This window comes from Actinomyces howellii, assembly GCF_900637165.1.
GTDB classification, from domain to species: Bacteria; Actinomycetota; Actinomycetes; order Actinomycetales; family Actinomycetaceae; genus Actinomyces; species Actinomyces howellii.
In genome coordinates this window covers 2,853,629-2,877,928 of record NZ_LR134350.1, presented here as the reverse complement: position 1 = coordinate 2,877,928, position 24,300 = coordinate 2,853,629, and the positions used below count along the sequence as shown (strand labels likewise).

General features: G+C 71.8%; 19 protein-coding genes and 2 pseudogenes. 12 read left to right on the top strand and 9 right to left on the bottom strand.

Annotated elements, in window-relative coordinates:
• Positions 1 to 12: 12 nt before the first annotated feature.
• From EL245_RS12010 to EL245_RS13910, 4 genes and pseudogenes are all read right to left on the bottom strand, one after another.
• Positions 13 to 594 carry a hypothetical protein gene (locus EL245_RS12010; protein WP_126383441.1) on the bottom strand — a complete coding sequence of 194 codons (582 nt, stop codon included), beginning with the start codon at positions 592 to 594 and terminating at the stop codon, positions 13 to 15.
• A 103-nt stretch (positions 595 to 697) separates the two neighbouring features.
• Positions 698 to 1,573 (bottom strand): annotated as a pseudogene (locus tag EL245_RS12005) (IS30 family transposase); the annotation flags it as partial.
• A gap of 47 nt (positions 1,574 to 1,620) precedes the next feature.
• The gene (locus EL245_RS12000; protein ID WP_164719441.1) at positions 1,621 to 2,967 is read right to left on the bottom strand and encodes an IS256 family transposase; all 1,347 of its coding nucleotides are present in this window, start codon (positions 2,965 to 2,967) and stop codon (positions 1,621 to 1,623) included.
• An 18-nt stretch (positions 2,968 to 2,985) separates the two neighbouring features.
• Positions 2,986 to 3,171 (bottom strand): helix-turn-helix domain-containing protein, encoded by a 186-nt coding sequence (locus EL245_RS13910; protein WP_164719444.1) that lies wholly within the window; start codon positions 3,169 to 3,171, stop codon positions 2,986 to 2,988.
• Between the two features lie 450 nt (positions 3,172 to 3,621).
• Here EL245_RS13910 and EL245_RS11990 point away from each other — a divergent pair, with 450 nt between their 5' ends.
• The 6 genes from EL245_RS11990 to EL245_RS11965 all read left to right on the top strand — a co-directional run bounded on the left by EL245_RS11990 (position 3,622) and on the right by EL245_RS11965 (position 10,835).
• On the top strand, positions 3,622 to 5,322 hold the full coding sequence (locus tag EL245_RS11990) for a proteasome accessory factor PafA2 family protein (protein WP_232009766.1): 1,701 nt from the start codon (positions 3,622 to 3,624) through the stop codon (positions 5,320 to 5,322).
• Positions 5,323 to 5,464: 142 nt separating this feature from the next.
• Complete coding sequence (locus EL245_RS11985; RefSeq protein WP_126384506.1) at positions 5,465 to 6,484, top strand: zinc-dependent alcohol dehydrogenase family protein; 1,020 nt, start codon at positions 5,465 to 5,467, stop codon at positions 6,482 to 6,484.
• 223 nt (positions 6,485 to 6,707) lie between these two features.
• Positions 6,708 to 7,511, top strand: a complete 804-nt coding sequence (hisN, locus tag EL245_RS11980; RefSeq protein ID WP_126383437.1) for a histidinol-phosphatase — start codon at positions 6,708 to 6,710, stop codon at positions 7,509 to 7,511.
• A 26-nt stretch (positions 7,512 to 7,537) separates the two neighbouring features.
• The gene (locus EL245_RS11975) at positions 7,538 to 8,485 is read left to right on the top strand and encodes a helix-turn-helix domain-containing protein (protein ID WP_126383435.1); all 948 of its coding nucleotides are present in this window, start codon (positions 7,538 to 7,540) and stop codon (positions 8,483 to 8,485) included.
• A 37-nt stretch (positions 8,486 to 8,522) separates the two neighbouring features.
• A complete protein-coding gene (locus tag EL245_RS11970; RefSeq protein ID WP_126383433.1) occupies positions 8,523 to 9,359 on the top strand; it encodes an undecaprenyl-diphosphate phosphatase in 837 nt (278 codons plus the stop codon).
• 345 nt (positions 9,360 to 9,704) lie between these two features.
• The gene (locus tag EL245_RS11965) at positions 9,705 to 10,835 is read left to right on the top strand and encodes an NACHT N-terminal Helical domain 1-containing protein (protein WP_126383431.1); all 1,131 of its coding nucleotides are present in this window, start codon (positions 9,705 to 9,707) and stop codon (positions 10,833 to 10,835) included.
• A 7-nt stretch (positions 10,836 to 10,842) separates the two neighbouring features.
• Here the strand turns inward: EL245_RS11965 and EL245_RS11960 are convergent, their stop codons facing one another.
• Entirely contained in the window at positions 10,843 to 11,640 is a 798-nt protein-coding gene (locus EL245_RS11960; protein WP_126381755.1) for a transposase family protein, read from the bottom strand.
• Between the two features lie 507 nt (positions 11,641 to 12,147).
• On the opposite strand from EL245_RS11960, the pseudogene EL245_RS14035 reads away from it, so the two are divergent.
• From EL245_RS14035 to EL245_RS11940, 3 genes and pseudogenes are all read left to right on the top strand, one after another.
• Positions 12,148 to 13,458 (top strand): annotated as a pseudogene (locus tag EL245_RS14035) (tetratricopeptide repeat protein).
• Positions 13,459 to 13,499: 41 nt separating this feature from the next.
• Positions 13,500 to 14,888, top strand: a complete 1,389-nt coding sequence (locus EL245_RS11945) for an exonuclease SbcCD subunit D (protein WP_126383426.1) — start codon at positions 13,500 to 13,502, stop codon at positions 14,886 to 14,888.
• A complete protein-coding gene (locus EL245_RS11940) occupies positions 14,888 to 18,118 on the top strand; it encodes an AAA family ATPase (protein ID WP_126383424.1) in 3,231 nt (1,076 codons plus the stop codon). Before EL245_RS11945 ends, EL245_RS11940 begins: the two co-directional genes overlap by 1 nt.
• Positions 18,119 to 18,317: 199 nt before the next feature.
• On the opposite strand, the gene EL245_RS11935 is transcribed toward EL245_RS11940, so the two are convergent.
• The 3 genes from EL245_RS11935 to EL245_RS11925 all read right to left on the bottom strand — a co-directional run bounded on the left by EL245_RS11935 (position 18,318) and on the right by EL245_RS11925 (position 21,734).
• Positions 18,318 to 18,788, bottom strand: a complete 471-nt coding sequence (locus EL245_RS11935; protein WP_126383422.1) for a DUF6912 family protein — start codon at positions 18,786 to 18,788, stop codon at positions 18,318 to 18,320.
• 512 nt (positions 18,789 to 19,300) lie between these two features.
• A complete protein-coding gene (locus EL245_RS11930; protein WP_232009765.1) occupies positions 19,301 to 21,028 on the bottom strand; it encodes a hypothetical protein in 1,728 nt (575 codons plus the stop codon).
• Position 21,029: 1 nt separating this feature from the next.
• Positions 21,030 to 21,734 (bottom strand): hypothetical protein, encoded by a 705-nt coding sequence (locus tag EL245_RS11925; RefSeq protein ID WP_232009764.1) that lies wholly within the window; start codon positions 21,732 to 21,734, stop codon positions 21,030 to 21,032.
• Between the two features lie 110 nt (positions 21,735 to 21,844).
• Here EL245_RS11925 and EL245_RS11920 point away from each other — a divergent pair, with 110 nt between their 5' ends.
• Positions 21,845 to 22,063 (top strand): helix-turn-helix domain-containing protein, encoded by a 219-nt coding sequence (locus EL245_RS11920; RefSeq protein ID WP_126383420.1) that lies wholly within the window; start codon positions 21,845 to 21,847, stop codon positions 22,061 to 22,063.
• A gap of 20 nt (positions 22,064 to 22,083) precedes the next feature.
• Here the strand turns inward: EL245_RS11920 and EL245_RS11915 are convergent, their stop codons facing one another.
• The gene (locus EL245_RS11915) at positions 22,084 to 22,635 is read right to left on the bottom strand and encodes a Fis family transcriptional regulator (RefSeq protein WP_126383418.1); all 552 of its coding nucleotides are present in this window, start codon (positions 22,633 to 22,635) and stop codon (positions 22,084 to 22,086) included.
• A 186-nt stretch (positions 22,636 to 22,821) separates the two neighbouring features.
• Between EL245_RS11915 and EL245_RS11910 the strand changes: the two genes are divergently transcribed.
• Complete coding sequence (locus tag EL245_RS11910) at positions 22,822 to 23,565, top strand: LysM peptidoglycan-binding domain-containing protein (RefSeq protein WP_126383416.1); 744 nt, start codon at positions 22,822 to 22,824, stop codon at positions 23,563 to 23,565.
• A 95-nt stretch (positions 23,566 to 23,660) separates the two neighbouring features.
• Positions 23,661 to 24,239 carry an Rv3235 family protein gene (locus EL245_RS13750; protein ID WP_232009763.1) on the top strand — a complete coding sequence of 193 codons (579 nt, stop codon included), beginning with the start codon at positions 23,661 to 23,663 and terminating at the stop codon, positions 24,237 to 24,239.
• Positions 24,240 to 24,300 lie beyond the last annotated feature (61 nt).

Sequence of the window (24,300 nt, the reverse complement as noted above, 5' to 3'; positions counted from 1 at the left end):
CCCTCCAGCGGGTCAGGACGCGGCCTCCTCAGCATCGGCCTGACCCGGCGGCTGCCCGCACGTGCGTCCACCGACCTGGGCGTGCCAGGTCGCGGCGTCCTCGCTCACGGTCTGGATGACCGCGTCCAGCGTCCAGTGCGCGGGCCAGAAGTCCACGAGGTAGAAGTCGACAACCGCACCGTCCTCGACCGCACCGGTGCGAGCCGGGTTCGCCTCGTCCCTGCCCCGGGCGCTCACCCGCACGCGGTACGGACCCGGCTCGAGCTCCAGGGGTCCTGAGGTGTCCCCGGCGAAGGTCTGCCAGGTGGGTGCCGCGCCCTGAGGGATGACCGTGGAGACCTCGACGACGTCCTCCCAGCCCTCGGTGTCGACCGGCGGCTCGGCGTCGTGGAGGCGGATCGTCACCCGCGACCCCCCGCTCATCCTCGCCAGGCACAGGTAGATCCCCTTGGGGTCGGCCGCGCCCACAAGACCGTTGTCCTGTCCGGCAAAGAAGCGGTCGTAGTCCCCGTCCCAGTAGCCGTCCGCCGCCCACATGAGATCGAGGATCCCGTAGTCGGTGTAGACGACGTCGTCGAAGAGCACCCGCGCCATGCCGTGATCCTATCGTGACCTCCGTCGACACGGCCCCCGAGGGCGCGCTCCCCTCGCACACCCCCTCCCCCTCTTCCCCGAGATCGGGACTTATGGGGTGGTTTCAGGTGGTGAGTGCAATGGTGGTGTCGTGTTCTGTTTTCTGCAGGAGCCTGTTGAAGGCTTCTGCGGGTGTGGCCCAGTCTAGGGTCTGGCGGGGGCGGGTGTTGAGGAGGTGCTGGGCCTGTTCGAAGGCGTGGAGGGGGTAGGTCGACAGGTCGGTGCCTTTGGGGAAGAACTCGCGGATCAGGCCGTTGGTGTTCTCGTTGGTTCCTCGTTGCCAGGGGCTGTGGGGGTCGCAGAAGTACACCTCGAGGTTGGTGGCGGTCCTGAAGCGGGCGACCTGGGCCATCTCGCCGCCCTGGTCCCAGGTCAGGGACCGGGCCATGGAGCGGGGCAGGCCCTTGATCATGGTCTCCAGCACCGTGGCCACGGTGGTGGCGGTGTGGTCGGTCAGCAGCGGGGCGATCAGGACCAGGCGGGTGGTGCGTTCGACCAGGGTGATCATCGCGGTGCGGTTGCCCGCGCCCATGACCAGGTCGCCCTCCCAGTGGCCTGGCACGGCCCGGTCGGCGACCTGGGCCGGGCGGGTGCTGATACGCGCGTCGGCCAGCCAGGGCCTGGAGGCCAGGGGCCCGGCCAGGGCCGAGCGTGGCACGCGCCGACTCCGCCCGGTACGCAGCCTGTAGTGACGGCCCAGCTCGGCGCGCAGCGTCCCTCGGCCCTGGACGTACAGGGACTGGTAGATCGTCTCGTGGCTCACACGAAGATCATCGCGCTCGGGGTGGTCCGCAGCCAGACGGCGGCTGATCTGCTGGGGCGACCACCGCTGTCTCAGGCCCTGGACCACCAGGGCCCGCAGCTGGTCGTTGGAGTCCAGCACACGCGCCTTGGGCCGTGCCCTGGCGGCCCGGGCCTGGGCGTGGCGGGCCTGGGGGTCGTAGGCCTGCCGGCGGGCCTGTCAAGTTTTTTGTGTAAGCGGGTTGTTCAGAGGTGGGGGTTGATTCGGTCGGGGTAGGCGGTGGCGAGCTGGGCGAGGGCTTGTTTCCAGTTGGTGGTGATCCGGCCCTCGACCACGCGTGGCTTGGCCTTGCGCTTGTCCGCGGGCAGGTTCCTGTCCTTGTCGCGTTCTCGTGCCCGCTTGTCCTCGATGTTGCAGATCGCCAGCCACAGCAGCTTGACAGCGGCCTCGTCGCTGGGGAAGTGGCCCCGGTTCTTGGAGATCTTGCGTAGCTGGTAGTTGAGCGACTCGATGCTGTTGGTCGTGTAGATGACCCGGCGCAGCATCGGCGGGAACGCCAGGAACGGGGTGAAACGCTCCCACGCCCTGTCCCAGGTCGCCACCGTCTCGGGGTACTTGTCCCCCAGGGGAGAGCTGCTGAAGGCCGCCAGGGCCTCCAGGGCGGCCTCCTCACTGGGGGCGGCGTAGACCTGCTTGAGAGCAGCGGCGACCTTCTTACGGTCCTGGTAGGCCACGAACCTCATGGAGGCACGGATCAGGTGCACCACGCAGGTCTGGACCATGGAGTCGGGCCAGGTCGCCTCGATCGCCTCGGGCAGGCCGGTCAGCCCGTCACAGCACACGATCAGCACGTCCTTGACGCCCCTGTTGGCCAGCTCGGCGCACACGTGCGCCCAGAACGAGGCGCCCTCCTCGGCCTGGACCCAGATACCCAGGACGTGCTTGATCCCGTCCATGTCCACACCCACGGCGATGTGGGCCGAGCGGGTGGTGACCCTGTGGTCGACGCGGACCTTGACGCGGATCGCGTCGAGGTAGACCACCGGGTAGAACTCCTCCAGCGGGCGGCGCTGCCAGTCCAGGACCGCCTCGGCCACGGCGTCCGTGATCCTGCTGATCGTCCCCACCGACAGCTCCACACCGAGCGTGGACTCCAGGTGGTGGCGGATCTCGCGCACCGTCATACCACCGGCGTACAGGCTGATGATCATCGAGTCCAGACCGTCCATCCGCCGCTGCCCCTTCCTGACCAGCCGCGGCGTGAAGCTGCCGGCCCTGTCGCGGGGGACCTCGATCTCGAACGAGCCGACCTCAGAGCTGATCGTCTTGACCGTGGTGCCGTTGCGGGCGTTGCCACGAGCCACCGGCGCCTGCTCGCCCTTGTCGTAGCCAAGATGCTCCGTCAGCTCAGCCTGCAGACCCCGCTCCAGGGCCTCCTTGAGCAGGGCCGGCAGCAGCCCGTCGGCGCCCGTCAACCCCACCTCACCCGAGTCGATCCGCTCGAACAACCCGTCCAAGCCACCCGAGGCAACAAGATCCTCAACCACGCCCCGCCCACCAGCAGGACCAGTCTTCTCATCAGTCACAGTCATCAGTCCTTCAAAGAGGGCTTACACAGACCATTGAACACGCCCCTGCCGGCCCCCGCCGGCAGCGACCTCGCGGCTGACCGTGGAGACAGCCACCCCCAGGAACCGGGCGATCGAGGCCAGGGAATCACCCCTGGCCAGGCCCGCAGCGATCGCGCCGCGCCCCTGAGCCCCCAGACGCCTGCCGTGCCCGGTACCCCGGACCATCACCTCGAACCCGTCCCCCGACCCGCCCCGACCACGCCCAGCAGGCCTGGTCGTCCCGACCATCCCGCCCTCCCTGGCCCCGTGCCGCATCCTCATACCCCACAGCCTGCACCAGTCCGACACCGTGGACTGAGGCACCGAGAAACAAGCCCCCGCCTCGCGAGCCAACCAACCCGACTCGATCAGCTCCCGCACACCATCGCGAACCACACCAGGCCACACCCCACGCACCACAACCAGCCCCTCTCCCAAGCACCACCCATTGCACTCACCCCCTGAAACCACCTGGCACCTCGAGATCGGGACTTATGGCACCTCGAGATCGGGACTTATGGCACCTCGAGATCGGGACATCTGGTACGTCTTGGCGCTCGGGCCGCCCAGACCAGGACGGAGGGGTTAACCTCACTGTGGTACAGGTGTACCGGCGCGGACCACCGGAAAGGAACGATGATGATCACGGTGCGCAGGGTCATGGGTGTGGAGACCGAGTACGCCCTGGTCGACAGGGACGACCCCGCTGCCGACCCCGATGAGCTGGCACGGGCGCTGCTGTTCGAGTACGCCCGCGCGGCCGCGGGCCGTGGCGAGCCCGGCAGCGCGCACGTGCCGTCGGCCGAGGGACGGGTCATGGACGACGGGGCGGGGACCCGGTTCGACTACTCGGGCGAGCTGCCCACCCGCGACGCGCGCGACGGCGCCGACCACGATCTCCCGCCGGAGGCGCGCACCAACCAGGAGGCCGGTGCCGTGCTCACCGGGTCCCCCACCCGCTGGGTCAAGCGGGTCAACGCCTTCGAGTCGCACTACTACCGTGGCTCGGCCAGCCACGCGGTCAACGGCGCCCGACTGTACGTCGACCACACCCACCCCGAGTACGCCTCCCCCGAGGTCCTCGGGCCGCGTGAGGCGGTCCGATACGACCGGGCCGGCGACCTGCTCATGCACCGCGCGGAGGCGGCCCTGTCGGCCACGCGCGGGACACGGGTGCAGGTGCTCAAGAACAACGTCGACGGCCACGGAGCCGCCTGGGGCGCGCACGAGAACTACGCAGTGCGCCGCGACGTCGACTGGGACCTGCTCACCGCCGTCCTCATGCCCTTCCTCGTCACCCGCCAGGTCATCGGCGGGTCAGGACGCGTGGGCATCGGGCCGTCCAGCCAGACGGCGGGGTTCCAGATCTTCCAGCGCGCCGACTACGTCGAGCAGGATGTCTCCCTCTACACGACCCGCGAGAGGCCCATCGTCAACACCCGCGACGAGGCGCACGCCGACCCTGCGCGCTGGCGGCGCCTGCACGTCATCACCTCCGACTCCTCGGTCATGGCCGTCACCGCCTTGCTGCGCATGGGCTCGACAGCGGCGCTGCTGTCCCTCGTCGAGGCCGATCCCGACCGGGCGCGCGCCCTTGCCTCGCGACTGGCCTTCGCCGATCCCGTTGGTGCCCTGCGCGCCTTCTCCCACGACCCCGCCCTGACGACCCGCTGCGAGCTAGCCGCCGGGGGCACCGCGAGCGCGGTGGAGGTCCAGCGCGCCTTCCTCGACGAGATCCTCCAGGCCGCCGACGGCGGGACGGACACCGAGACCCGCGAGGTCCTCGACCTGTGGGGAGAGGCCCTCGACGCCCTGGAGCGCGGCCCGCTCCAGGCCGCGCACCTGGTGGAGTGGTGCGCCAAGCTCATGGTCCTGGACCACCTGCGTGAGCGCTACGGCTGCGGCTGGGACGACCCGCGCATCCTGGCCGCCGACCTGCGGTTCAGCGCCGTCGACCCTGCCGTCTGCCTGGCCGCCGCCCTCGAGCGCAACGGGACGGTGCGTCGGGTCCTCGACGACGAGGAGGTGTCGGCCGCCGTCGAGATCGCCCCGGCGCACACGCGCGCCGGAGGACGGGCGGCCTTCTTCCGGGCCTTCCCCGACCGGGTGTGGGCAGCCGGGTGGACCTCGCTGGTCGTGGACACCGGCTCCAAGCACCTGCTGCGCGTCTCTCTGCCTGACCCTGCCCACCCCACGACGGCTGAGGTCGAGCGTGCGCTGTCCACGGGAGCCGACGTCGTCGGCTGCCTTGAGGCCCTGGGGGTTGAGGTCCCCGCCGTACCGCAGATCTTCGCCTGGGACGAGGGGTACTACGCCACCGACGACGACAACGAGTGACAGCCGAACCGGGCACGACGGGGCCAGCCGCGAGGGGGCCTGCCAGGACCTGGGAGCAGGTCGGGGCGCGACCTAGTCTGGGGCCGCACGACATCACCCCAACTGGAGGCACTCCATGACCACCACCGATATTCCCGCCACGATGCGCGGGGTCATCATGCACGCGCCCGGAGACGTCACGGTCGAGGACCGGGAGGTCCCCCGCGTCGTCGAGCCGACCGACGCCGTGCTGCGGGTCGAGGCCGCCTGCATCTGCGGCTCCGACCTGTGGCCCTACCGGGGCGTCCAGCCCGTCGAGGACCAGCCCATGGGCCACGAGTACGTCGGGACGGTCGTCGAGGTGGGCTCCGCGGTCCGTGACGTCAAGGTCGGCGACTTCGTCGTCGGCTCCTTCTGCGTCTCGGACAACAGCTGCGAGATCTGCACCTCAGGCTTCCCCTCGCGCTGCGTCAACGGGGGCTTCGTGGGCGGCACCCAGGCCCAGTACACGCGTATCCCCCAGGCCGACGGCACCCTCGTCGTCGTCCCGGGCGGCAAGCCTGAGGACCCCGAGGTCATCGCCTCCCTCCTGGCCGCATCCGACGTCCTGGGCACCGGCTGGTTCGGCGCCGTGGCCGCCCAGGCCGGACCGGGCAAGACCATCGCCGTGGTCGGCGACGGCGCCGTCGGCCTGTCCGCCGTCCTGGCCGCCAAGGCGCTCGGCGCCGAGCGGGTCATCGCCTTCTCCCGGCACGAGGACCGGGCGGCCCTGGCCCGGGAGTTCGGCGCCGACGTCGTCGTCGCAGAGCGCGGGGACGAAGGCGCCGCCAAGGTCAAGGAGCTGACCGGCGGGTTGGGCGCGCACGGGGTCGTCGAGGCCGTGGGCAACCAGGTCTCCATGGACCAGGCGATCGCCTCGTGCCGCCCGGGAGGCCACGTCGGCTTCGTCGGGGTGTCGCACGGGGTGAGCCTGGACGGCCAGTCCCTGTTCTTCGCCGAGGTGAGCCTGCTCGGCGGGCCGGCACCTGTGCGTCGTTTCCTGCCCGACCTCATTGACCGGATCCTGGCCCGCGAGATCGACCCGGGGAAGGTCTTCACCATGCGTCTGCCACTGGAGCAGGCCGCCGAGGGCTACGAGGCGATGGACGAGCGGCGCGCCATCAAGGTCCTGCTGGAGGTGTGAGCGAAGGTGTACGTCACTCGCGGCTTTTGGCTCCCCGAGCGACGACACGACGTACCGAGATGGCGGAATTCTGCCGTTCTCATGGTTCTTCGTGGGGCAGCACCACTCAAAAGATGCGAATGGCGTACACCTTCTGACACCTGGACGACCCGGCCGGCGCACCGCGGGACCACCTCGGCGCTGCGTGCCCGCGCGGCCCCCGCCTCGCCGCTACCCTCGTGCCATGAGCACCACCGAGCGCCGCTGGCGCGACGACCTGCACCTGGCGCACACCATCGCCGACCAGGTCGACCCGCTCACCCAGGCGCACTTCGACGCCCAGGACTTCGAGGTCGAGGCCAAACCGGACCTGACCCCCGTGACCGCCGCCGACCGCGAGGCCGAGCAGCAGATCCGCGACTACCTGTCGCGGGCCCGCACCCGCGACTCGGTGCTCGGGGAGGAGTTCGGGACGACCGGCCACTCCCCCCGCCAGTGGGTCATCGACCCGATCGACGGCACGAAGAACTTCGTGCGCGGAGTGCCGGTGTGGGCCACGCTCATCGCCCTGGTCGAGGACGGCGAGGTCGTCGTCGGCCTCGTCTCGGCCCCCGCCCTCGGGCGGCGCTGGTGGGCGGTCAAGGGCGGAGGGGCCTGGTCGGGTCGGTCGCTGGCCTCGGCCCGCAGGCTGCACACCTCGAGCGTGGCGATCCTTGAGGACGCCTCCCTGTCCTACGCCTCACTGTCGGGGTGGGCGCAGACACGGCGTCTGCGCGGCATGCTCTCCCTCATGCAGGAGTGCTGGCGCACGCGTGCCTACGGCGACTTCTGGTCCTACATGCTCCTGGCGGAGGGCGCGGTCGACCTGGCCGTGGAGCCCGAGCTCGAGCTCTACGACATGGCTGCGCTCGTCCCGATCGTCACGGAGGCGGGGGGTCGTTTCACCTCGCTGGCCGGCGAGCCCGGGCCCTGGGGAGGCAGCGCGGTGGCCACCAACGGGCTGCTCCACGAGGTCGTCCTGGCGCGCGTGGGCGAGGAGACCGACTGACCCCCTCCCCCGATATGCTCGGGGACATGACCGTCAGGAACGAAGCGGGCGCGCCTGAGGCATCCGCAGACGCGCCGGCTCGAGCCGCGCTCGACCTAGCCGGTCGCCGCGCCGTGGTCCGGGACTTCCTGACCTCCCGGCGCTCCCGCCTGAGCCCAGCCGACGTCGGTCTGCCCACCAGGGGCGGTGAGCGGAGGGTGCCGGGCCTGCGGCGCGAGGAGGTGGCCGCGCTGGCAGGGGTGAGCCCGGACTACTACACGCGCCTGGAGCGCGGACGGCTCGAGGGCGCCTCCGACAGCGTGCTCATGTCGTTGTCGACGGCGCTTCGCCTGAGCGACCTTGAGCGGGAGTACCTGTTCGACCTGGCCCGCGGCCCTCTGGGCGGGCCGGCCCCGCGCCACGCCGTCCGCGAGGTGCCCCCGGCCGTCCAGCACGTCGTCGACCGGATGGACTCCCCGGCGATCGTGGTCAACACCTCCCAGCAGCTCCTCCACGCCAACGCCGTGGGCAGGGCGCTCTACGCCCCCGTGCTGCAGCACGGGGGCGAGAGCTTCGCCACCTTCGCATTCCTCACCGAGCAGGCCGCGGACTTCTTCGAGGACCTGGAGCGGGCCTGCGCGATGATCGCCGCGACCATGCGGCTGGACCTGGCCCGCAGCCCCGGTGACGTCGACCTGAGGTCCCTGGTCGAGGAACTCCTGGGGGCGAGCGAGCGCTTCCGCACCGCCTGGGCGCGCAACGACGTCCATGAGCACCGGACCGGGACGAAGACCTACCGCCACCCGGTCGTGGGTCGCCTCGAGCTCGACTACGCCGTCTTCCTGCTTCCGGGCACCCCGGGGCTGGGCATGACCGTGTTCAGCGCCGAGCCGGGCAGCGCGGCCGCCGAGCGCCTTGTCGAGCTGGGGCGCCGGGCGCGCGATGAGATGAGGACAACGCCTCCCGGGCGGGAGACGACGGGCGACGCACGGTAGCCTTCCTGCTGCCCCTCACCTTCTCACTGGGAGAACTATGAACTGGCTGCACGCCATCATCCTCGGCATCGTCGAGGGCATCACCGAGTTCCTGCCGGTGTCCTCCACCGGCCACCTCAACATCGTCGAGAAGATGCTCGGCTACGACATCGACTCGGTGGGGATGACGGCCTTCACCGCGGTCATCCAGATCGGGGCGATCCTCGCGGCGGTCGTCTACTTCTGGAGCGACATCGTGCGGATCGTGCGGGCGTGGGTGACCGGCCTGGCGCGCAAGGACGAGCGAGCCAACCCCGACTACGTGCTGGGCTGGGGGATCATCCTGGGCTCCCTGCCCGTGGCGGTCCTCGGGCTGGTCCTCAAGGACTTCATCGAGGTGACCGCCCGGTCCCTGTGGATCATCGCCGGCGCGCTCATCGTGTGGAGCGTGGTCATGTGGCTGGCCGACCGTCGCGAGAACCTGACCAAGGACATGAGCCAGGTCTCGATCAAGGACGCCCTGGTCATCGGCGGCTTCCAGGCGCTGGCCCCGATCTTCCCCGGCATCTCGCGCTCGGGGGCGACGATCTCAGCGGGCCTGTTCCTGGGCTTCGACCGGGTGACCGCCACGCGCCTCAGCTTCTTCATGGGCATCCCGGCCCTCATCGCCGCCGGGCTGCTTGAGGCGATCACGGCAGCCGACCACATCACGGCCACCGTGGGCTGGACGGCGACGCTCATCGCCACGGTGACCTCGGGTGTCGTGGCCTACGCGACCATCGCCTGGCTGCTGCGTTTCGTGTCCTCGAACAAGTTCACCGGCTTCCTCATCTACCGGGTCGTCCTCGGCGTGGTCATCATCGCCCTCGTCGTCTCGGGAGTCGTGGCCGCCTGAGAGCGAACGGACCGCCGCCCCTTCCCCTCCCCCCCTCTCTCCCCCTCCCGCACCCTCCCGCGAGATCGGGGGAACTGGCACCTCGAGATCGGGACAAACGACACCTCGAGATCGGGACAAACGACACCTCGAGATCGGGGGAAGTGGCACCTCGAGATCGGGACAAATGACACGCCGTACCCGGTGCGAGGCCGCCGAGTTTGCCGCGCTGCCGTGGTGCCGTGTCAGATGCGGCGAACTCGAGGTGTCATAAGTCCCGATCTCGCGGGTGCGGGCGGGGCCGGGCCGGGCGCAGCCGCCTCGATGGTACGGGCGGTGACTGGGACCACATAGGATGTGGCTGTGGTGAAGAGCTCCCCGTTTCTTGACGTCGGCCTGTCGCTGACGAGCCTGCTCCTGAACGCGGCTCAGCTCGCTGTCACGCCCTCACCGGTTGCCGTGGCGGGCACGCTCGACGCCTCCCAGCGGCTGTGGGGCGACATCTGCCGCCTGAGCGGGAAGGACAAGGGAACCCGGGCGTTTGCTCAGCGGGTCGCGGAGAGGCTGGACGACAGGCTGAGGACGGTCTCCTCCGACGCCGATGAGCAGGAGATCCGGGGGGCTGCCACGGCCGTCGGGGCCCTTCTCCGTGAGGTCAGCACGGACGACGCTGCCGTGGTTGAAGCCGTCCGTCATCCGGAGGGCCTCGGTTCTCTGCTCCGACGGCGCGCCGCGCCTCATCGAGAACTCGTCGCTGCCAGCGCTGAACCGTTCTTCGACGCGCTGCTGCCTGCGGTCGCCGAGGAGTTCGCGCGACTGGCCCCGGGATCGCCACGTTTTCAGGAAGGTGCGCTCCTCCAGCTCCTCGACGGTCTCGACCGGATCGAGGAGGGGCTTGGAGACCTCCAGCACGGACAGGACGAGATCAGGGCGGGGATCGTTGGGATTCATGACCGGCTGAATGACTTTGCCAGCATCTGGCCTGCGGCCGCCCCTGAGCGCATCCGCTTCGGCAGCCGGCCCGCGCGTGCTCCCCACTTCATCACCCGCGGCGAGCAGGAGGCCGCACGCAGGTTCGTTATCGACGCAGCCGAGCCGCTCACGGCGCTGACGGGTATGCGCGGACGGGGCAAGTCCCAGCTGGCGACGACGGTGGCCGCCCACTGCGAGGAGGCCGGCTGGCCGCTGGTCGCCTGGATGACGGCGAGCTCCCGTGAGGCGCTCGTCTCGGCACTGGCCGAGCTCGGCCAGTGCCTGGGGGTGAGCACCGAAGACGCTCACAGCCCCGAGGTCCTGGCCGGGCGCTGCCTCGATCGGCTGCGTAGTACCGAGGTTTCTGACCGCCTCATTGTCCTGGACAATATCGAGAGCTTTGACGACCTGAGGGACCTGGTTCCGACCGGCCCGGGGCTGCGGGTCCTGGCCACGACGACCCGCACCCAGGTACCCGGTCACTGGCAGCAGGTCCCCGTGGATGTCTTCAACCGGGAACAGTGAGCTTTTCTCACCGGGGTTGTTTGTTGAGGCTGATGATGACGAGGGCTGTGGCGGTGATGTGGGTGATGGTGTGCGGGTCGAGGGTGACGTGTTGGAGGGCCTTGAAGTGCTTGAGCATGGCATTGGCCCTCTCGGCAGGCGAGCGCAGACTGGCGTGCAGATGGTTGTAGGTGGCGTCGTCGGGGCAGGGTCTGGCGCCCTTGACGGGTGTGAGCACGCCGATGCCGGCGCCGATGTAGCCCTTGTCGGCCAGGGTGGGCATGCCCTGGGAGGCGGCCTTGTACAGGGCGGGCAGCGCGTGGGCGCGCGCAGCGGTCAGGTCGTGGGTCGAGCCCGGCTCGACCGGCGAGACCCACACCGGGAATCCGGTGTGGTCGGTGATGACCTGGACGTTGCCCCCGAAGGCCTTGTGCTTGCCCGAGTACCACGAGTGGTTGCCCCGTTCGGTGCGGGCTGCGACCCTGTCGGTGCGGATCAGGGTGCCATCCAGGCACACGAAAGGCTCACCCTTGTGGCGCAGCTGGGTGATGACCTCGATCAGGTCAGGGGCCTGGGAGGAGATGACCTGGAGGGCCTCATGCAGGTACCTGTAGGCGGTGGCGATCGAGATGCCGGCGTCTCGGGCCAGGGTGCGCATGCTGGTGGCCTCGTTGAGCCAGCGCAGCACCATCACAGCCTGCACCCAGGGCGTCGCCGCCCTCTGATGAGGCCGAATGTCGTGCCAGCGGCGGTGAGCCGCCAGCCAGGCTGACACGGTTCGGGCGGTAGCGGATGGCACGTCAAGGGTGGCACGATAGGACAGCATGCGGGGACCTCGCATTCAGGGGTGCTTCTTTGGTCAGAACCCATCCTGGATGCGCTCCCCGCGTGCACCCCCACACGACACGCACCCTCCCCCAGCATCCCAACGATCAGGCCGGGTGCACGCCCCACCCCGGTGAGAAAACCTCAGTCTGTGGCCAGGCTCCTGGATGACAACGACGGCGACGAGAAGACCGCTGCCGCCATTGCGGAGGCGCTCGGGGACCTGCCCGTGGCTGTTGCCCAGGCGGCCGCCACCATCCGGGACAACCGGTACACCTTCAAGGTGTACCTGCTCGAGCTGAAGAACTATCCGATCTCCGATGTTGTCACGAGGGTCGAGGGCGAGGACTATCCGGATGCGGTCGGCTCAGCGCTCCGGGTCGCCTATCGATCCGCACTCAAGAGAATCACCTCGAAGAACAGCAAGCAGGGCGAGATCGCCGAGGCGCAGCTGGGGGCACTCTCGCTGCTCGCCGCCTCCGGGGTGCCCGAGCGTTGGCTGACGCCGATGGATGGTGGTTCACCACGGACCCGCCGGGCGCTCACCGCACTGGTGGACGCTTCGGTCTGCGAACGCTCCGAGGACGGGACCCGGGTCCGGCTCCACCGTCTGCAGGCCCAGGTCATCCGCGAGGACTGGGCGGCGGGCTCCGAGGCCGGGGCTCGCGCGACCGAGGCCGCCGTCACTGTCCTTGCGGCGGTCGACATCACCTCCCGGGAGTCCTTCGAGGAGCAGCGTCGTGAGGCACTCGACCTGGCCGAGCAGCTCCGGACGGTCGCCGCGTGGGAGGATCGCTCTGGTCAGGACCCCTGGGGCCTGTTCTCCGATCCCAGGACCGCTTGGACGCTCGCCCACGCCATCAAGGAGACCTCTGAACTCGGCGCTCCTCAGGAGGCCCTGAGCCTCGCGGACGCGGTGGACCTGTGCGCCACGGCGCTGGGAGATGACCACGACCTCACCCTGGCGTGCCGCAACAACCTCGCCTCCGCATATCGAGGCGCAGGTCGCCTCGATGAGGCCATTGACCTGAGCGACAGGACTCTCTCCGAGCGCGAACGCGTCCTGGGACCCGATCACCCCGACACCCTGGTCACCCGCAACAACCTTGCCGGCGCCTACCAGGACGCGGGTCGCCTGGACGAAGCCATCGACCTGTTCTAGCGGACACTCACCGACGCCCTGCGCATCCTGGGTCCTAAGGACGCTCTCACCCTGACTATCCGCAACAACCTCGCCGGCGCCTACCAAGACACGGGAGACCTAGAAAAGGCCCTCCCCCTGTTGGAACAGACCCTCACCGACCGCCGGGATGTCCTCGGCGCTGACCACCCCGACACCCTGACCAGCGGCAACAATCTTGCTAGCGCCTACCCGGACGCCGGCCGACTCGACGAGGCCATCGACCTGTACAAGCAGACCCTCAGCGATCGCGAACGCTTCCTGGGAGCGAATCACCCTCACACGCTGTCCGCCCGCAACAACCTCGCGACCGCCTACCAAGCCGCCGGCCGACTCGACGAGGCCCTCAGCCTGTTCAAGCAGAACCTGGCCGATACCCAGCGCCTTCTGGGATCAAACCACCCCAACACCCTGCTCTTCGGTATGAACCTTGCCAGTACCTACGAGGCGGCAGGTCGCCTAGACGAGGCACTCGTCCAGTGGCAGCAGACGCTCGCCGCCGCCTACCGCGCCGCGGGCAGGGAGGAGGACGCCGCGACCCTCGAACGGGAGGACCCGTCCTCCCAGGAGGACTCTGGGGACACCGGGAACACCGAGGACACCGAGGGTCTCGACTCGCCGGAGCCTGCCGGTACCTGAGGCCGGCCATTCACGTCGCACCCCTGTGAGAGGGTGCAGCCATGCGGATCCTGCACACCTCCGACTGGCACCTGGGGCGGACTTTCCACGGCCGCGTCCTCGACAGTGCCCAGGCCGCCGTCGCCGACCACCTCGTCGAGCTCGTCGAGGCCGAGTCGGTTGACGCCGTCGTCATCTCGGGGGACGTGTACGACCGCGCCATCCCTCCCACGGACTCCGTGCGCCTGCTCGATGACACGCTGCGCCGCCTGAGCGACCGGACCCGCGTCGTCCTGACCCCCGGCAACCACGACTCCGCCCAGCGCCTGGGCTTCGGCTCCGACCTCCTGCGCGAGTCCCTGACCATCCGCGCCCGCGTCGCGGAGCTGGACCGGGCCGTCGTCATCCCCGACGCCGAGGGCTCACCGGGCCTGTACGTCTACGCCCTGCCCTACCTCGACCCCGACGCCGCCCGCCAGAGCCTCCCGCCACTGCTCGCCGACAGGCTCGGCGAGGAGCCGGGCCCTCGGGCCTCGACGGCATCTGACGACGGCACTGGACCGAGCACCAACCGCACCAGCTCCGACCCTGACACCGACCCCGATCCTGACACCGACCCCGCAGGCTCCCCGGACCCCGACTCCTCCGCCACCGGAACCACTGCCCCCGGGCTCCTGGCCCGCTCCCACGAGGCTGTCGTCTCAGGGGCGCTGCGCCTGGTCGCCAAGGACCTGACAGCCCGGCGCGCCGGTGCCACCACCCGCGTGCCCGCCCTGGTCATGTCCCACGCCTTCGTCGTGGGAGGGCAGGCCAGCGCGGACTCCGAGCGGGACATCCGCGTCGGTGGCGTCGACTCCGTGCCCGCGGGCGTCTTCACGACCCTCGGCGGATCCCCCCTGGCCGACGCGAGCGGCGGCCTGGACTACGTGGCCCTGGGCCACCTGCACCGCCCCCAGGAGATACGGACCCCCGGGCCCGGGCCGCGCCTGGTCTACAGCGGCAGCACCCTGCCCCTGTCCTTCCCCGAGGCGCAGACCACCAAGTCCACCGTCCTGCTCGACATCGGCCCCGACGGCGTCACCGGGCTGGAACGCATCGACACTCCCTGCCCCTACCGGGCCGTCACCCTGCACGGCACCCTCGATGAGCTCCTCGGCCCCGCCCACGCCGCCCACACCAGCCACTGGGTGCGCATCGAGCTGACCGGCCCCCTGGAACCCGACGCCATGACCCGCCTCAAGGAACGCTTCCCCGACCTGCTCGCCTTCACCCACCATCGACCCGAGCCCACCAGCCGTGAGACGGTGACGATCACCCGAGCCTCAGACCCCCTCACCGTCGCCGACCGGTTCCTCACCCAGATGCTCGGGCGGACCCCCGAGGACGCCGAGCACACGGTGATCGCCACGGCCTACGACGCCGTACGCGCCGCCCACGGGAGGGACCGCTGATGCGCCTGCACCGCCTGACGATGACCGGCATCGGCCCCTACGCCGGCACCCAGACCATCGACTTCGACCGCTTCTCCGACTCCGGACGCTTCCTGCTCACCGGCCCCACCGGGGCGGGCAAGACGACCATCATCGACGCCATCGTCTTCGCCCTATACGGGGAGGTCGCCGACACCTCAGGCTCCTCGCGCCACCGCATCCGATCCACCCTGCTCGACGGATCCGCCCCCAGCGAGGTCGACCTCGTCTTCTCCACCTCAGCCGGCGTCTACCGGGTCCTGCGCACCCCGGAGTACCAGCGGGCCAAGCTCCGCGGCACCGGGACAACCCGCCAGAACACCACCGTCAAGCTGTGGCGGCTGGCGGCCCCTGACGGCGATCCTCTCGACGAACCCGTCACCCGCGTCGGGGAGGCCGACGCCGACCTGCGCCGCATCGTCGGCCTGTCCCGCGAGCAGTTCACCCAGACCGTCGTCCTGCCCCAAGGGAGGTTCGCCCAATTCCTGCGCGCCACCTCCGAGGAGCGGCACCGGCTCCTGCGGGACGTCTTCGGCACCGGGATCTTCGACGCCATCCAGGACGAGCTCGCCGAGAGCCGACGCCGCGCCGAACGAGAGTGCCAGGACGCCCGTCAGCGCCTGCGCGCACGCGCCGAGCTCCTCTTCCCCCTCCTGCCCCCAGTCGACCTCCCTCCCGCACCACCCACCGAGACGCCCACCGAGCCCGCACCCAGCCCCGCCGAGCGGTTGATGACCCTTGTCGAGGCGGTACGTCCCGACTCCGATGCCATCGCCGAGATCGGACAGCTGGCCCTCGCCGCGGCCCACCGCGAGGCGGCGCCGATCGAGGCAGCGCTCGACGAGGCGCAGCAGCGGAGCAGAGCCGCCGCACAGGCCGTGGCCGAGCAGGCCTCGCTCCAGGAGCGTCTGACGCGCCGCGCCCGCCTCATCAAGGAGCAGGAACGGCTGAGCTCATGCGCCGAGGCCGACAGGGCCCAGGCCGAGCGCCTCGACCTCGCCCGCCGCGCCACAGCCCTCACCCCGGCGATCTCCCAGGCAGACCGGGCCGCCGACGCCGCCCGGGCCGCAGCCACCGCGTTCCGCTCACAGGACACGGACCCTGCCAGCACCGCCCTGCCCCCGCAGGGAGACGCCGGGCGCGACGAGGCCACGCCGCCCGGGGCCCTCGGTGCACGCACCTGCGCCACCGTCAGCGACGCTCTTGACGGCCTCACCGGACTCCTGGCCGACCCACCATCCGGCCCGCCGACGCCCGAACCCCGGACCGACCCGACCTCGCGACTGCGGGCCGCTGTCACAGCCGCGCAGCACCTGTCCGTCACCGCCCAGGAGCTGCGCACGCAGGCCGGCGCCCTGTCCGCCCTCGTCGAGACCGAGGCCGGCCTGCCCGAGCGCGCCGCCCACCTCGAGCAGGCCCGCGAGGCACTGGCCCGTGGCGAGGACCAGTGCGCCCGGCAGGCTGCCGAGCTCGAGGCCCGCCCCGCCCTGCGCACCGAGATCCTCGAGCGGCTCACAAGCGCCCGACAGGCCGGAGCCGCGCTCCCCGAGCTGCGCGTCGCCCGGGACGCCGCCAGCGAACGCCTCGAGGCCGGCCGACGGGCCGAGGACCTGAGGCCGCGGATCGCCGCCGCCGCTCAGGCCGTCGACGACGCCGCCGCGACAGCCCGGCACGCCGGGGACCTCGTGGCCTCCCGGCGCCGCGCATGGATCGCCGCCACCGCCGGAAGCATCGTCACCGAGCTCGTCGAGGGCGAACCCTGCCCCGTATGCGGATCCACCGAGCACCCCGCCCCCGCCTCCCCCGAGGCCGGGGCAGTCAGCCGGGCGGAGGTCGAGGCCGCCGAGGCCGACCAGCGCCGCGCCGACGCCGCCCTCGCGGCCCGAGCCAAGGAGCACGACGCGCTCCAGGCCGAGCACGCCGCGGCCCAGGAGGCCTGCGGCTCCCTCAGTCCCGACGACCTGGCCGTCGCCCTCGCCACAGCACAGGAAGCGCTCGACGAGGCCCAGCGGGCCGCCGAACCCGCTGCCGCCCTCGAGGCCCAGCTCGACGAATTCGCCCACGCCACCGAGGAGCTGCGCGACCGGCTGGCCGAGCAGCGCACGCGCACCGCCCAGGAGAGCGCCGCCCTCGATGCGCAGGCACGTGCCCTCGAGGCCGACCGGGAACGCTGCGCCTCCGCCCGCGCCGAGCACGACTCCGTCGCAGCCCGCCGCCAGTCCCTGACCGCCGGCGCCAGCGCCCACGAGGAGGTCGCGGAGCTGCTCACCCGTGCCGAGCAAGCCACCCGCGCCGCCCTCGAGCGCCGCGCCGAGCTCGCCACCGCGCTCCAGGAAGCGGGCTTCAGCTCCTCCGCCCAGGCCCGGGCCGCCGCCCTGACCGGGGCCGACCTCGCCGCCCTCCAGGCAGAGGTCGAGGCCGCGGCGGCTGCCCGGGCTCGCGTCCACCACGCCCTGACCGACGACGAGTCCATCGCGACACTCACCGGCACCGAGACCGCCGACGTCGAAAGCGCTCGCCGCACCCAGGCCGAGGCGGAGGCCGCCCACGCGGCCGCCCTGGAGGACCGCGAGCGCAGCCGCGCCGCCAGGGCCCGCCTCGAGCAGGTCGTCACCGCCGTCAACGAGGCCGCCACCGAGCTGGAGACCTCGATCCGCGCCTCCGGGACGCTCATGGAGGTTGCCGCCCTGGCCGAGGGCCGCAACAACGCCTCCACGCCCCTGGCCACCTGGGTCCTTCTCGAGCGCTTCACCGAGGTCCTGGCCTTCGCCAACACCCGCCTGGCGCAGATGTCCTCAGGGCGCTACGAGCTCATCCACGTCGACAACGAGTCCGGCTCAGCCCGCCGCAAGGACCGCGGCCTGGGACTGGCCGTCGTCGACCGCTTCCACGCCCCCGGTACGCGCGACCCCCGGACACTGTCCGGCGGGGAGACCTTCTACGTCTCACTCGCCCTCGCACTCGCCCTGGCAGACGTCGTCACCGCCGAGTCCGGCGGCATCTCCATGGAGACGCTCTTCATCGACGAGGGATTCGGCTCCCTGGACCCCGAGACCCTCCAAGCCGTCCTGGCCGAGCTCGGCCGCCTCCAAGCCGGAGGCAGGACCGTGGGCATCGTCTCCCACGTCGAGGAGCTGCGCCGCCAGATCCCCGACCGCATCGAGGTCCGCCGCTCCCCGACCGGCTCCACCCTCACGACCACCGCACCCTGAGACCCGGCCCGCACCCCTCACGCCAGATACCGCACCCATACCGCACCCTCACCGCAGCACGGACGGCCGGCACAGTCGCGCTCGCCCGCACGCCGACCGGGACACCGCCCCGGCAGGCCCTGCGAGGGCACCGGACAACCGCCGGCTCCGCTGTCCGCACAGCCTGCGCAATGTCAGCAGTCCGCGCAGCCTGCTCCGCTCAGCTCCGGGCGAGCTCGGCAGCCAGGGCCTTGCGCTCCGAGGCGTCGTACCACAGGAGGTCAGCCTCCGCGGTCCGCTCAAAGGCCTCCTCGTCACCGGTGCACGCCAGCGCGACATCCGCCTCCGCGGCCGCCTCGTCAACGAGCAGGGCCGCCACACGCTCCCAGTCCACCTCACCGAGGACCTCGACCGTCCCGGGCAGCACATCACCGCCCACCACCAGCTCCCGGACCTCCGTGGGATCGAGGTCCGCGGCCAGCACCACCCGCCGATCCGCCAGCCCTGGCCCCCCAGCGGCCAACAGCTCGACGGAGGCGTCAGCGGCGCACAGGCTCGCCGAGACCTCCAGGCCCTCCTCATCCTCCTCCGGCAGCGCGGCCGCCAGCGCCGCCGTCACGGCATGGGCACGGCGGGCACTGACTCCAGGAGCGGACAGGTCCGCGGCGGTGGCAGGCAGGTAGACACGCATGGACACAGTCTCCCCGACAGCACTCGACAACACCGAATCGGCCCGCCGCACCTCCGGCACCCGACGCTGCTGCCACCCTGACCATTCCGGCCCACCGAAGACGCCCGCCACAACCCACACCATGACAGTGATGCACATCATTACCGCGGTCGCACTCGGGCCCTCACCTCGACAACGGCGAGATCCTGCGGTTCCGTCCTCGTCTCGAGCACCCACAGGAGACCCGGCGAAGCCCTCCATGTGCAACACCACCCTCCATGCACATGGAGACACCCCGGCAGCCCGAGCCCGCAGACGGCCAGCTCCGGAATATCAAGGAAAAGACAGGGTACCGACTCGAAGGAGGGGATCGTTTATGTGTCAATCACCCTGCGGCCTCCCGCGCTCGGTGGTCCACGACGGCCGGTCCCCGCCGAGCGCACGACGAGCCCGCCTCCCGAGAACCCTTCCACTGCGTGCTGTCGCGTTGAGGGTGGCAGGAAGACGAGCCCACCCGCCCCAGAGCCCGTCCCTCAGCGCCGGTGGCGTCCGCGAGCCTCCGGGTCATCGGGAGGCGGAGGCGGGGGCGCCACGACCGGGGGCAGACTGCCCGACAGCGGGCCGACGGGCTCCTGCGTCCCGCTGCCGCTCATGACACCCGCCCCCACGGGCGCCTCCCGAGCACCGTCCGACTGTGCGCCCGCCTCGACCTCCCGGGCGCCCTGCGACCGCGCGCCCTCCCTGGCTCCTCGCTCACGGCGACGCCACAGGCGCAGGCGGGACCGCGAGGACCCAGCCGCCCTACCTGCCCCCGCCTCGGGGTCGACCCTGTCGGTCAGCTCGGCCAACGCCCGGCCCAGCGGGCTGGCGGGGGCAGCCGCCAGGACCGAGCGCCCCTCCATGAGGCACTGGTCAGCCGTGAGGTCGTCCTCGGGCAGGGTGAGCACGTCCTCCATCCCACCAAAGCGCGCGAGCACCTCACGCACCGACCGCGACGGGGTCGGACCCGCCACCGAGGCGCGCACCCGGTTGACGACGACCTGCACCCGCCCCGCGGGTCGGGTCCCGTCACCGAGGTCGGCGCTCAGCTGGAGGAGGCGGCGCACGCTGACCGGGTCGCAGGCGCCGACCAGGACGACGACGTCCGCGCGGCGCACGAGGTCAGCCGCCACCGCCCCGCGGCCCGGCTCCAGGGTGTAGCCGTCGACCGAGTCGTCAATGGCCCCGCCGGCCACGTCGACGACCGTCCAGGCGGCTGCGCGCCGGCACTGGTGCCACACGTCAGGCATCGCCGCCGGAGGCAGCTCTCGCCACCGGCCCGGCCGCCCCAGGCCCGACAGCAGCCACTGTCCCGGGGCCACCGGGACCAGGACCTGCCCCAGGGCCTCGTCATCGAGACGACCGCGGCTGGCCAGGCGTGCTGCGGTGGCCAGCGCCGAGGAGTCCTCGGGCAGCCCGAGCAGCTGCGTCAGGCACGGCGCCTCGACGTCGGCGTCGACCAGCACCGTGACCCCACGAGCAGCCAGCCCGTGGGCCAGGGAGGCCGCCACGACCGAGCGGCCCGGCGAGCCGTGGGGCCCCCACACGACGACGAGCCCGCCCAGGTCCTCCTCGAGCGCCTGCTCACCGGGATCCGACGCGCCGCCGGAGGGCCGTGAGGAACCGGCCCCGGCCTGCGTCGCCTCAAGCTCGGCCCACAGGTCCTCGTCGTCCCCGCCGTCCGCGTCCAGGGGCGCACCTCCGGCCCACGGCTCGTCCGCCTCGGCCGGCCCCTGCGCGGGGGGCCGTCCGGGCACGCCAGGACCTGTCGCCTGCACCCCAGGCGAGAGGCCCTGCGACCCCCGCGACCCCTGCGACCCCTGCGAGGAGGCCAGCTCGGACCCCTGCGAGGAGGCCAGCTCGAGCTCCCGGGCCACGCGCTGGAGACGGGCCCGCACACGCCCGGGGTCGGCATCGAGGTCCTCGATCGCCCAGCCGGCGGACTCCCAGCGCTCAGCCTCGTCGGGCGGGGTGAGCAGGACCCCCGCCGCCCCGGCGTGGTCGAGGCGGTCCAGCACGGTGCGGTCCAGGTCGTCGAAACCGGTGTCGACCACGACCAGACGCGCCAGCCCCGCCATGGCTGCGCTGAGCAGCTCGGCGGTGTCGGCGCACCGGCGCACGACCACCAGACCCGAACCGGGCCCCTGGAGGGCGCGCAGCACCTCAGAGTCGTCCCCCGACAGGGCGAGAAGCACCCCCCTGTCCTGGCGCTCCACGGCCATCTCAACCCTCCTGGCCGGTGGGCACGAGGACGAGACCCCCCGCCTGGCCCACGGCGGTGAGCACCGCCTCGAGCGCCTCGGAGGGGACGAGCACCTCGACCTGGCTCGTCGTGCCCCCGATGAGGCTCGTGCCCGCCTCGCCCACGGCCGAGACCGTCAGGCCCTGGGCGACCATCTGCGCCCCGGCGGGCTCCGCCCCGTCGGCCTGCGCGCCGGTGGTCACCGGCGCCTGCTCACCGGGCAGCACCCACAGCTCGACGGCGTCGCCCGTCGAGGTCCCGGCGGGCAGGCCGGAGACGACCTCGATGACGACGGCTCTCAGGTCCTGGTCGGCCGCGGAGCCGACCGCACCGGTCGGCAACAGCTCACCCGCGTCCAGGGACCGGGTGGACACGGCGTCGGCCGGGAGCGAGCCCGCGGTCACGTACGCCTGCGTCCCAGGGTGGGAGTCGACGAGGGTGAGGACCCCCTCGGCGGTCAGGTCCGTGCCGGGTGCGACGTCGCGGGTCAGGACGTAGACCTGCTCGGTGTCCGCCGCGGCGTCCACGGCCCACGCCCCCAGTGCCACCGAGGCCCCGACGAGCACGAGCCCGCCGGCGAGCCGGGGGTCGCGCCACGTGGGCCGACGCCACCGTGCCACCGCCTCGGCGCGGGCGTCAGGGCGGGACTCAGGGCGGGCTGACGACGTTCTCCGTGCTGGGATCACGGGCTCCTCCTCGTGGCTGTGGAACCCAGGGGCGTCCGCATCAGTACTTTAGAAGCCCGCAGGGATGTTCAGGGATGGCGCGTACGGCTAAGCAATGAGACAATCTTGCCATGAAGGACAAGTTCTTGACCATCACCGAAGTTGCCGAGAGCCTCCAGCTGTCCGCCCAGGGCGTGCGCGCCCTCATCCAGTCGGGCGACCTGCCCGCCATCCAGGTGGGCGCACGCAACCTGTGGCGGGTGCCGGAGAGCGCCTTCGACGAGTACGTCCAGAACCGGCTGGCCGCCACCCGACAGATGGTTGCCAGCCGCAGCGGCTCGGAGGAGTGACCCCGCGGTGCGCAGCTGCCTCAGCGGCTGCGCACCGCCTCCACCGCCCCCAACGCGACCGTGACCACGCCGCCATCCACCGGCGCGGTCGCGGAACGAGTCGTGGCCGTCTCGGCTGTGTCGACGAGGACGTCGAACCAGTCCGCCCCGACGCGCACGACCCGCCCCACGACATCGCCCCCTGACAGGACGACGCGCACCCGAGCCCCGAGACGGGCCAGCTCGCGCAGCGCGCCCTGAAGGGTCGGCGTGCGCCGCGCCCGACCACGGGGCGCCGGTCCGGGCAGCGGCCCGGCCACGGCCAGAGCGTCGGTGGGCACGATGGCCTGGAGGCCGTCTCCCTCGTCGACCAGGACGAAGCCGTCCTCGGCCCGGAGCACGACGCCGTCGACATGAGCGCCCGACCGGGTCCGCAGCCAGACGTGCCGGCCCGGCGCACCGCGCAACCGGTCCCCCATCCTGATCTGCGAGACCTCGGCCTCCGCCAGGTCCGCCGACTGCGCCGCCAGGTCGGCCCGGCGCTCGGCCTCGAAGCGGCTCTCAAGGTCTGCCAGGAGGTTGTCCCAGTTCATGGGGGCAGCCCACCACAGTCCGCCCCGCCGGCCAAGCCCGACCACGAGCCACCGGCTCGCGCAGCCTCTCGAGCCCCGTCGAGCAGGCTCGCGAGCACGACGGCCCGACGAAGGTCTTGACAGATGTGTCACAGATGATCCAGGATCTAAGCGCACTAAACATCATTGCCAGCGACGGAGGATGTCATGCGCACCCTGACCCAGCTCATCACCATCGCCATCGTCTCCGCTGCCCTCACGGTCGCCCTCGCGGTCGGCACCGCAGCAGGCGTGCACGGGCTCCTCGAGACCCCCCTCGCCTGGTGGGGTCCCTCCCAGCTGACGACCTGCCTCGCGACACTCGGCGCCTCGGCCGGGGCGCTCGGCGCCGCCTGGCACCTCCTGTCCGCCCTGCTCGCCCTGGCTGCCACGCCGGTGCGCGGCGCCCGGGAGGGATCGGCGGCCCAGGAGATCCTCTGGCGCTGGGGCGCCCCAGCCGTGCGCCGCGTCACCGCAGGCGCCCTCGTCGCAGGCCTGACGGCGAGCCCGGCGCTGGCGGCCGACTCCGACCCGGGCACCGACGACCTGGGATGGCGTCCCACGACGAGCCAGGAGACCCCCGCGGCCGAGGCACCGGCCGACGACCCCGGTGGATCGGACCCCGCGGCGGGCGAGGACGAGGCGGGGACGAGCGGGGACGACCCCTCGCGGGGCGGGTCCCCCTCGCCCTCCGAGCACGTGGTCACGGCGGGAGAGTCCCTGTGGTCGATCACCGCCGACGCGCTGGGACCCGGCGCCCAGGACGCCGCGATCGCCGAGGCCTGGCCGCAGGTCTACGCCGCCAACACCCCGGTGGTCGGATCCGACCCCGACCTCATCCACCCCGGCACCCCGCTCACGATGCCGGCTCTCGAGGACGACGGGGCCGCCAGGCCGGGCTCCGCACGCTGACCGCACAAACCGCACAAACCGCACAAACCGCACAAACCGCACAAACCGCACAAACCGCATGACCACCCCCCGACCCATCCGACAGGACGACGACGATGAGTGCGACACCCACCGCCCTGACCACTGACGAGGCCCCGCCCCGGGCTCCGCGGCGATCCCACGGCACAAGCGCCCGGGCTCTGAGCACGACCCGACACGCCCCCGCGGGCAGGGTCGTCGAGCACCCGAGGCTCACCGCCGCGCAGCCGCGCACCGACTGGGACCGCATGCGCTTCCAGCCCAGGCTCGCTCACGAGGACACCGAGCAGCCGCGGGGCGGCCCGGAGGAGACGACCACGACCCGGATGCCGGACCCGGCACGCAGTGCCGCCTCGATCGTCCAAGCGGCCTGCGAGGTGCTCACCGGACACCGCCCTGCCGACCAGCTGGCCCGGTGGACGACGCCTCAGCTCTTCGACGCCCTCGCCCGCAGGGCCGGACTGGCCCGCCGCCTCCTGGGTCCGCGCCCGCAGGCCACCCGGATGCGCGCCCGCTCGGTGCGCGCCCAGACCGTCGCGCACGGGGCCTGCGAGGCCACGGTCCTTCTCGACGACGGCTCCCGGGTGCGCGCGGCCGCGGTGCGCCTCGTGGCCCACCGCGGCAGGTGGGTGCTCAGCCACCTGGAGATCGCGTGAGACCGTCCCTCAGTGCTTGTCCGACTGCCCGTCCGACTGCTCGTCCGACTGCCCGTCCGGC